This is a genomic window from Streptomyces dysideae (genome assembly GCF_001514305.1).
Lineage (GTDB): Bacteria > Actinomycetota > Actinomycetes > Streptomycetales > Streptomycetaceae > Streptomyces > Streptomyces dysideae.
Window position 1 is genome coordinate 430779 of sequence record NZ_KQ949078.1, and the last position, 8733, is coordinate 439511.

The following is an 8733-nucleotide window of genomic DNA, read 5'->3' on the forward strand; positions in this document are numbered from 1 at the left end:
ACCTTTTCGTCCATGTGGAAGACGGCTCGTTTCGTCGCTCGGCTCAGTTCCCCGCGCAGAGGGAGCGGGCCATTCCTGTGGCGCATGGCGTGAAGGTTAGTCAAGTTACCGAGGCCTCCCCGGCCACGGCGAGGTCGACGGCGCAACCACCGTGGCTGAAAATGTGTCTCTGGACACGTGGTCCGAAGCGTCGGGACGGGTGAGGTTCCGGCAGCACTGCGGCCTTGGGGGGCTGGCATGAACACATGGGCGGTGCCCGGATACACCGAGTCACTGGAGCTCGGTGCAGGGGCAAGCGGGCGGGTCGTCCTGGCCGTGCACGAGGAGACCGGCGTTCCGGTCGCGGTGAAGTACCTCAGTGAGTCACTGCGCACCCGGCCGGGCTTCGTGCACGGGTTCAGGGCGGAGGCGCGGCTGCTCGGCGGCCTGGACAGCCCGTACGTCGCCGGACTGTACGAGTACGTCGAAAGCCCGGACGGCGCCGCCATCGTGATGGAGCTGGTGGACGGTGTCTCGTTGCGGACCCTGCTGACCAGACAGGGCCCGCTCGGTCCCGAGGCCGCACTCGTGGTCCTCAAGGGATCGTTGCTCGGCCTGGCCGACGCGCACCGCATCGGTGTCGTCCACCGCGACTACAAGCCGGACAACGTCCTGGTCGTGCCGGACGGCTCGTCCAAGCTCGTCGACTTCGGGATCGCGGTGGACGCCGGCACCAGCGTCGGCGTGGCGGGAACCCCCTCCTACATGGCCCCGGAGCAGTGGACCGGCGCGCCCGCCTCTGCCGCCGCCGACGTGTACGCGGCCACGGCCACGTTCTTCGAGTGCCTGACGGGCCACAAGCCGTACTCGGGCGACAACTTCGCCGAACTCGCGCTGCAGCACGTCGACGCGCCCATCCCCGCCGAGGAGGTCCCCGAGGCGGTGCGCGAGCTGGTGCGGCGCGGTCTGGCCAAGGACCCGGACGAACGGCCCACACACGCCGAGGCGTTCGTCACGGAACTGGAGACGGCCGCCGGCGCCGCGTACGGGCCCGACTGGGAGGAACGCGGCCGCGGCCGGCTCGCCGCGCTGGTGGCACTGCTGCCGCTGCTCCTGCCTTCGGCCCGCGGCGGCCCGCGAACCACCACGGACACCGCACGTACGGTCCTGGGCCGGGAACCGGGCCATGGCTGGGCGCAGTCGTGGCGGCCCGGCCGGCCGGGGATGCTGGTGTCCGGCGCGGCCGTGCTTCTGGGCATCCTCCTGGCCTACGGCATCCAGCACCCGCCGGGAGCGGCTCCGCAGCAGGCGGCGCAGGCCCTGGCCACCACCAGTGCCGAGCCCGACGTGGAGTCGGGAGGATCCACCGCTCCGAGCGCGTCGACCCACTCGTCCCCGCCCCCGACCCCGACGTCCACCGTGTCGCCCAGCCCGTCGCCCTCGGACCCGGCGACCACCGGTACCGGTACCGGCGAGCCCTCGGCGTCCGTCCCCACGGCTCCGGCCACGGAGACGACGCCGCCCAGCGGGGTGACCACCGAGCCGACGCCGACGACAGCTTCCCCCACCTCGCCGGCCGCTCCCGCTGTCAAGGACGTCGCGGTGTCGGGCTTCCAGCAGACGGGTTCCACGACCGCCACGGCAACCATCGACATCACCACGGACGGCACCGGGCCGGTTTCCATCACCGTCGCATGGTTCACGGGCAACACCGGGGGAGAGCTCGGCACCCCGGACGGTGTGTCCCAGACCTTCGAGCGCAGCGGCGCCACCCAGTACACGCTCACCGTCGACCACACCCTCCAGAGCATCGGCTGCTACTGGGCGGTGCGGGCCACGACCACTCCGGCCTCCGCCGACGGCGGCGCCTCGCAGCAGCTTCTGACCAGGCGGTGTGACATCCGATGACCGCTCAGAACGACCGCACTCCCGCGTCTGCCGAGGACGGCGAGCCCACCCGGGTGCTCGGCCCCGCCGACGAGCACACCTCCACCCTCCATCTCCACCCCGCCGGCCCACACATCCCGAGCGACGAACACGTCGCCGCCGACGCCGAGTACAGCGCCACTGTGCTGGCCAGCCACTGGATCCAGAGGCCCGAGCCGGACACCACGCTCGTCGGGCCGCCCTCCACGGAGGTCCTGCCGACCCCGCCGGATCGCGTTGAAGGCACCGTGCTGCGTTTCGGCCCGGGGGTGATCACCGTCGGCGCGCACCGCACCCACAGGACGCCGTTCGGCGTGCCGCCGCCCCGCCCGGCCAAGCGCCGGCGTCTGCGCAGACACGCTCTGCCCGCGCTGGTGCTGATCTCCGTCATCGCCTTCCTCGCCTGGCAGCGCCTCGGGCCGTCCGTCGCGGTGCGCACGACGGTGGTCACGGCCCGGCCGACGGTTCTGGGATGCGGGGATACGGCTGACATCGTCGGCCTCGTCGCCACGAACGGCCGGCCGGGCACGCTCTCCTACCGCTGGATCCGAAGCGACGGCACCGCCTCCGGCGTCCTGCGCGAAGTGGTGGTCAGCGGCCAGAGACAGGCGCGTCTGCACCTGCTGTGGACCTTCCAGGGCAAGGGCCGCTACACCGCACGGGCCGAGCTACGCATCCTCTCCCCCACGCACCACACGATCACCGCCCACCTCACATACGACTGCCCCTGACCGGCCCTTGCCCGACGACACCGACCACAGACGGCCGAGGCGGAGGAGCCGACCTCACAGCGATCACCGCACCGGGCCGCCGTGCGCAGCCCGTTTGCCGGCTCCGGAGTCGACCACACCGCCGCGCTGACGGCGAAGGGCCGCCGGCGCCCGGTTCGGCGTCGGCGGCCCGAAGGCTTTTCGGGGCCGGACCGGTACGGCGTACCGGTCCGGCCCCTTCGTTCACCCGGCGGCCACGAGTGCAGCCACGGCCACGGCGATCGCGTCGGTCGCGGCGTCCACTTCGGCCTGCGTCGGGTTGGCACCGGTCTTGCGCAGGGCCAGTCCGGCCTCACGGGCGTCGGTCAGGTCGGCCCAGGACGCGGCGGTCCAATCCGCCTCGGACAGCGCGCCGGTCTCCTCCAGTAGGAGGTCGAGACCGGTGACGTCCACCGGAACCCGCACGAACTGGAGCTCGGCCAGGTTCGTGTAGCCGTTCGGCGAGTACAGCCGGAGCGCCCCGTAGCTGACCGGCGCGTCCAAGGGGTACTCGGTCCAGCCGCTGTCGGCGGGCGTGGAGAGCGTCAGGAACGTCTCCCAGGTCGCGCCGCCGTCGTTCGAGCCCTGGACCTGGAAGCCGTTGGCCCGGTTCGCGTTGCCGGGGCGAGGCTGGACCCTCACGGTCTCGACGGCCAGAGTCCTCCCGTCGTCCGGGACGACCTGCACCCAGCCGGTCGCCGTCTTGGTGTCGGTGAAGGTGGACGGGTCGCCGTCGAACATGACCCAGCCGTTGTCGCCCGCGTCGCGCCTGCCGTCCCACGACGCCGAGCTCGCCGTCACCCAGGACCGCTCGACCGGCAGGATCGTCGAGGGCGGGTCCTCGAGCAGGTTCCAGGCCTCGAGCAGCCGCTTGGAGAGGGCGTCGCGGTCGGCGCCCTCCTTGGCGGCGGCCGCCTTGACCGCTTCGAGTTCGCGCGTGAACAGGGTCGCCGAAGCGCGCGAGTACCGGGACAGGTCCACCGCTTCGGCCCGTGCGATCACCGCGTCGAGCTTGACCCGGTAGTCGCCGAAGACGCGCAGCTCGGCGATGCTGATCCGGTTGCCGTTGCTGATCCGCAGGTACCTAAAGCCGCTCTCGTCGAGCGAGTCCAGGTTCTGCCAGTCGTGTTCGGCCACGGTCGGGTCGGTCAGCCGCGTCCAGTTCCGGAGATCGTTCGAGCCTTCCAGGACCTGGTCGACCATGCGGGTGAGGCCGTTGTTGTCCTGGCGGGCCAGGAAATCGGCCCGGTCGAGCTCGATCGTGCCCCCCTCGCCGAAGTCCCAGACGAGGTCGTACTCGCCGTCGGCCTCCGCGACATCGCTGGACGAGCTGACGTTTCCGTCGAGCATCCGCTCGGCGTGCCCGGCCTTGCCCGAATCGGCGTTCCCGTCGGCGTCGACGACCTGCGCGGCCGTGGCGAGGTCGACGAGGTTCCGCTCGTCGGAGGCGTAGAGCTGCGTGGCATCGGTGGTGCCGCGTACGGTCGCGGCGGTCTCACCGTCGTCGGTGGTGTGCTTGATGCCGATCGGTAGCAGGGCGCCGCCGTCCACTTCGCCCAGTTCGGTCGACGCCGACCAGGTCAGGCCGTCCGCACTGGTGGCCTCGACCGGCTTCCCGCCGATGGTGACGTCGACGTCGCTGATCGGGGTCGGGCTGGAGAAGGCCAGGTCGACGGTGTCGCCGGCGGTCACGCGTTCACGCAGTGCGTCCGGGGACGTGAGCGACACGTCGGTGATCGTGCCGGCGACCTCGCTGCGGTCGCCGAGGATCCGGAACTCGCCCAGCGACCAGAGCCCCGGGTAGGCCGGGTCGATCGGGATGCCCGGGTTGTCGACCTGGAGCTTCAGGTAGCGGAACTTCGCGTCGGCGTGCTCGGCGACGACCGGGATGGTCTCCCAGTCGTTGGTCTCCGAGGTCTCGCGCTCGGTCAGCCGGGTCCAGGAGCTCCCGTCGTTCGAGCCGTACACGTTGGTGCCCTGGGAGCGCATCGGGAACGAGAACCGGGCCCGGAAGCCGAACTCGTCGGCCGTGACCCGGTACTGGGTGCCGAAGTCGAGGACGAAGGACGCCACGCGCAGGTCGCCGGTGGCGCTGGTGCTGTCGTCGTCGGCGAGCGCGCGCAGCCCGGAACCGCTGAGGACGGTGGGCGTGACCGCGCCGGTGTAGTCGAGCGACCCGTCCTTGAGGCGCGGGTTGAGCAGTTCGAGGTCGTCGATCGCGTCGAGCAGTGCCTCGAAGGCGGTGCGGAACTCGTCGTCGGAGCCGGACTCGGAGGCCTCCTTGGCGTCCTTCCAGGCGGCCTCGAAGGGCTCGCGGGTCACGGTCGTGTAGACGGCGCTGTCGTCGGTGCCGTCCGCGATCGCCGTCTCGATCATCTTGGGACGGTTGTTGGCCACGAACAGCTCGAAGGTCCGCGCGGTGACGGTCTCGCCGTCGTCGGCGACGATCTGGACGTCGTGGCGCCCGCGGTCGTGGTCGGTCGGCGTCCAGGTGAGGGCGCCGGTCCCGGCGTCGAGCGAGGCGCCCTCGGGGAGGCCGCCGGCGCTGTAGGCGACCGATCCGCCCGGGTCGGCCGCGGACAGGTCGAACGAGGACTCCGCGCCCGCCCACAGGTAGTAGCGGTTCCTGGCCTGTTCGAACTTCGGCGGGGTGAGGTGCTTCCCGGCGTCGAACATGACCGCGTCGAGGTCGACCGTGGCGCCGTCGCCGCTCACGCGGTAGAAGTGCGTGTTCTGTCCGGCCGCGGGGTAGGTGACGTACCGCCACTCCCCTTGTGTGTCGGGCAGTTCGATCGTGGCCATGGTCCGGGGCGAGGTCTCGTCGGGGTTCAGCGGGGAGGGCCTCTCCTTGTCGAGCACCTCCAGGGTGGCCGGGCCGTCGGTGCGCACCAGCACCCCCAGCAGGCTTCCCCCCGGGTGCATCAGGCGGCTGACCGCGCTGGTCGTGCCGTCCTCGTCGGCCTTCGCGCGGGCGAAGCTGCGGCCGTCCTCGGTGACGATCTCGGTGCCGCCGTCGAGCGGGCGGGCATAGCGTCCGAAGGTGACCTCGGTGTCCTCCACCGGGGTCGGCTCGGTGCCGGCCAGCTCGGGCGGGAACGCGACCCAGTACTCGATGCTCCTGTCGCCGGGGGCCCAGAAGTTCTGGGTGCCGGTCCCGTAGCGGAAGAACGGGCCGTCCATACGCCGGTGCAGCTCGGCCAGATGCGGGGCCTCAGCCTCGACGTCGACGCCCTCGGCGTGGCTGTACTGGTAGTACAGCTCCGAGAGCGGGTTGAAGATCCGGCCACGGTAGGCCTGGGAGATGGTCCCGCCCGTCTCGCGCTCGTCGGTCCACGGCGTCCACGCGCCCATCATGAAGCCGTAGAAGGCGTCGGCGCCGTGCAGCAGCCGGTTGCCGAGGAACCGGTAGGAGCTCACCGCGTCGGCGGCGGTCGAGACGGTGCCGTCGACCGGGTCGACCTTGGTGCCCTGGACGTCGAGGAAGCGGGCCAGGGCGGCGAAGTTGTCGACGTTGGCCTCGGCGTGGGCCTGGTCGCGGCCCATCTCCCGAACCTGCGTGAACTCGTAGCCGTACGGGTTCAGCCCGTGGTCGGCGGCGATCTGCTGGAACTGCACGCCCAGCGCGCCGTTGTCATACCCGTCGTAGGTGGAGTTCCTGGTGAACCACTCGACGCCCTTGGCATAGCCCTTGGCGTCGTCGGCGTAGATCGCGGTGGCGATGCGGCCGTAGAGACCGAAGTTGTGCTGGTTCATCCACTTCTTGTTGGAGAAGTTGAAGACATTGACGATCGGCTCGGCGAAGTTCGTCAGCAGCTTCTCGTCGTCCCCGGCGTCCCAGGTCACGTCGTATCCGGCGTAGCTGCCCGGGCTGTCGTCCGGGACCGGCTCGGTGGCGCGGATGATCTCGGCGGCCATGAGGAACTGCGAGAGCGGCTTGCCGGTGTGGATGTGCGCGTCGGGGAAGTAGGCGTAGCCGTCGGGCTTCATGTTCGACCAGGTGCGCAGGCCCATGACGGCGTTCCTGCGGTACGCCTCGTCACCGGTGTTGATCCACAGCAGCGCCTGGGTGAGGACGCCGAACGAGTCGCGGGTCAGCCGGTTGCGCATGCCGCCCTGGGTGAAGGTGTTCGTCACGGGGACGTCGGGCTTGCCCCGGACCATGTTGTCCACGGTGTAGTTCGTCTGTGCCCACGGCCGGACCTGGGTCATCGCGTCGAAGTAGGAGGCCCACGGCTCGGTGCCGGAGCGGACCATCTCCTGGGCGTTGCGGAGGTTCTCGGCCGACAGTCCGACGCCGGGATGGACGAACCCGGCGTCGCTGACGGTTTCGTGGATCTCGACGACGTGGCCGGTGAGCAGGTCCTCGTAGCCGTCGGCGTGGGCGGGTGCCGCGGCCACCGCGGCAAGTCCCACCGTGAGCGCCAGCGCTGCGCCTGTCGCGGTGATCCGCGATCTCGCGCGTTCCATGACGTGCCTCATTGCAGAAACCTTTCTGGGACCGTGCCGCGCGGTGCGTGCACGGCGTCGGGGATTTGGATGTCGTTGTCCATCGCCTGAAAGCCGTTGGGGGTTCAGCTGGAGCACGGTGGGGGCAACGTGCCGTAGGGACGCGAATGCGCTGGTCAGCGACTGGTGATGCCTTCTGTGGACTCCCGCGGCACCCCGCGGACATGGCTCCCGGAGATGGTCAGAGGACTGCGTTTGCGGGTGTCCGCGCTGTGCATGGCTGCAGTTGCCTGTTCCGGCCGTACTCCGGCCGGCCTCCCAGAACCGCGACGCGAGAATGCCGCGAATGCCTTCCGCCGGTAGATCTCGTCGTCGGCGATGACGTTCTCGACGAGATGGAGCCCCTGCTTGAAGACCCGCTACAGCGCGGCCTTCTTCTCGGCCGGGGACCGTTGCCGGGCACCAGGAGGCCCGCGCCGGCGCGTCGGCACAGACGTACAGCTCCTCGACGTGCCGGACGATCGACAGGTGGGCGTAGTGGCAGCGGCGGGGCAGCGGGCGGCCCCGGAGCCGGGGCCGCCGAAGTCGAACAGGTCGAGGCGGCGGGCGCCGCGAGCGGCAACTGCTCCGGCTTCGGTGGCGTGCACCGGAAACCAGCCGCTCAGGGCGAGCGAGCCTGTGCCGGCGGGCGCATCGGCCGGGACGGGTCTGGTGACAGGCATGCGGGAGGCCTTACGGGCTGAGATGGTGCGGTGAACGTGCCTGCGGGGAGGCGTGGCCACTCGAGGGGGCCGAGGGCGACGCCTGATGTCCTCGCCGGCCAGGTTCATGTCGAAGGCGCCGTGCTCGTCGTGGACCGCACGGAGGGCGGTGCCGACTCGATGCAGGCGCCTTGTACGGCGTCATAACGATCGGCTGCTCGTTCCTCGCCTCGAGCGCGATGCCACCACGGCCGCTCTCCCCTGCCTGCCGTTCATCGGTCCCTCCCAGGGAGTTCCAACCGTCCATAGAAACCGGTCTCTGTGGAAGCTAGATCCAGCTGTGCAGCCCGACAAGGTGTCGTGCACGAAAATCTGCCGCACCGTCCAAATGTCAGGGAGAAAGTGCAATATTTCGGACCGATGAAGGGTGGTGAACAGTGGTCCACTCTATGGGAACCGGTTTCCGTAAAGGCTGTGAATCGGCGTCGGACGCCGCCCTGAGGGCGGCTCAGGCGCGGCGCGTCGTGCGCGCGTGGCGGAAAGTCCGATCCGGTCCGGGATCGGGGAGCTCGTTCGCGCCAGAGCTACGGCTGAGAAGATCGGCTTCCCATGTCCGACTCGGTCATTGACATCGGGGAACGAACGTCGTCGCCCAGAAATCCGGGCTGAACCGCTCGATCAGCGCAGAGGCACGGGGCCGCACGGTCACCCTGCTGACGTACAGGCTCGCCCGCTGGGGTGGCACCCTGGCCAAAGTCCCCGCCCCGGGCGCCTCCCGGCGTTGCTCAGCCTGTGGGTTCACCACCCCCGGCAGCCGGGACGAGCCCGTGGCCCGTCCCGTACAGGTGCACGACGTTCCGGGCCGCGTCGTGGTCGGCGTTGCCGGACCATCCGCAGCCGGGGTCTTGCACACGAACAGGAACGTCCTCTTC

General features: G+C 70.4%; 4 protein-coding genes and 1 pseudogene. 3 read left to right on the forward strand and 2 right to left on the reverse strand.

The genetic code is table 11. The features are described 5' to 3' along the window. Positions 1 to 237: 237 nt before the first annotated feature. The gene (locus AQJ91_RS10370; RefSeq protein WP_067018697.1) at positions 238 to 1887 is read left to right on the forward strand and encodes a serine/threonine-protein kinase; all 1650 of its coding nucleotides are present in this window, start codon (positions 238 to 240) and stop codon (positions 1885 to 1887) included. Beyond that, on the forward strand, positions 1884 to 2636 hold the full coding sequence (locus AQJ91_RS10375) for a hypothetical protein (protein WP_067018699.1): 753 nt from the start codon (positions 1884 to 1886) through the stop codon (positions 2634 to 2636). Before AQJ91_RS10370 ends, AQJ91_RS10375 begins: the two co-directional genes overlap by 4 nt. 222 nt (positions 2637 to 2858) lie before the next feature. Here the strand turns inward: AQJ91_RS10375 and AQJ91_RS10380 are convergent, their stop codons facing one another. Together AQJ91_RS10380 and AQJ91_RS53460 are read right to left on the reverse strand one after the other, a co-directional pair. Continuing rightward, positions 2859 to 7121 carry a discoidin domain-containing protein gene (locus AQJ91_RS10380; protein WP_067018701.1) on the reverse strand — a complete coding sequence of 1421 codons (4263 nt, stop codon included), beginning with the start codon at positions 7119 to 7121 and terminating at the stop codon, positions 2859 to 2861. A 398-nt stretch (positions 7122 to 7519) separates the two neighbouring features. Continuing rightward, positions 7520 to 7822: a hypothetical protein gene (locus AQJ91_RS53460; protein ID WP_159054525.1), complete on the reverse strand. Its 303-nt coding sequence runs from the start codon at positions 7820 to 7822 to the stop codon at positions 7520 to 7522. 626 nt (positions 7823 to 8448) lie between these two features. Here AQJ91_RS53460 and AQJ91_RS55380 point away from each other — a divergent pair. Continuing rightward, positions 8449 to 8622 (forward strand): annotated as a pseudogene (locus tag AQJ91_RS55380) (RNA-guided endonuclease TnpB family protein); the annotation flags it as partial. Positions 8623 to 8733 lie beyond the last annotated feature (111 nt).

Coding starts and splice junctions, on each gene's coding strand:
- AQJ91_RS10370 (WP_067018697.1), top strand. CDS start 238: ATGAACACATGGGCGGTGCCCGGATACACCGAGTCACTGGAGCTCGGT.
- AQJ91_RS10375 (WP_067018699.1), top strand. CDS start 1,884: ATGACCGCTCAGAACGACCGCACTCCCGCGTCTGCCGAGGACGGCGAG.
- AQJ91_RS10380 (WP_067018701.1), bottom strand. CDS start 7,121: ATGGAACGCGCGAGATCGCGGATCACCGCGACAGGCGCAGCGCTGGCG.
- AQJ91_RS53460 (WP_159054525.1), bottom strand. CDS start 7,822: ATGCCTGTCACCAGACCCGTCCCGGCCGATGCGCCCGCCGGCACAGGC.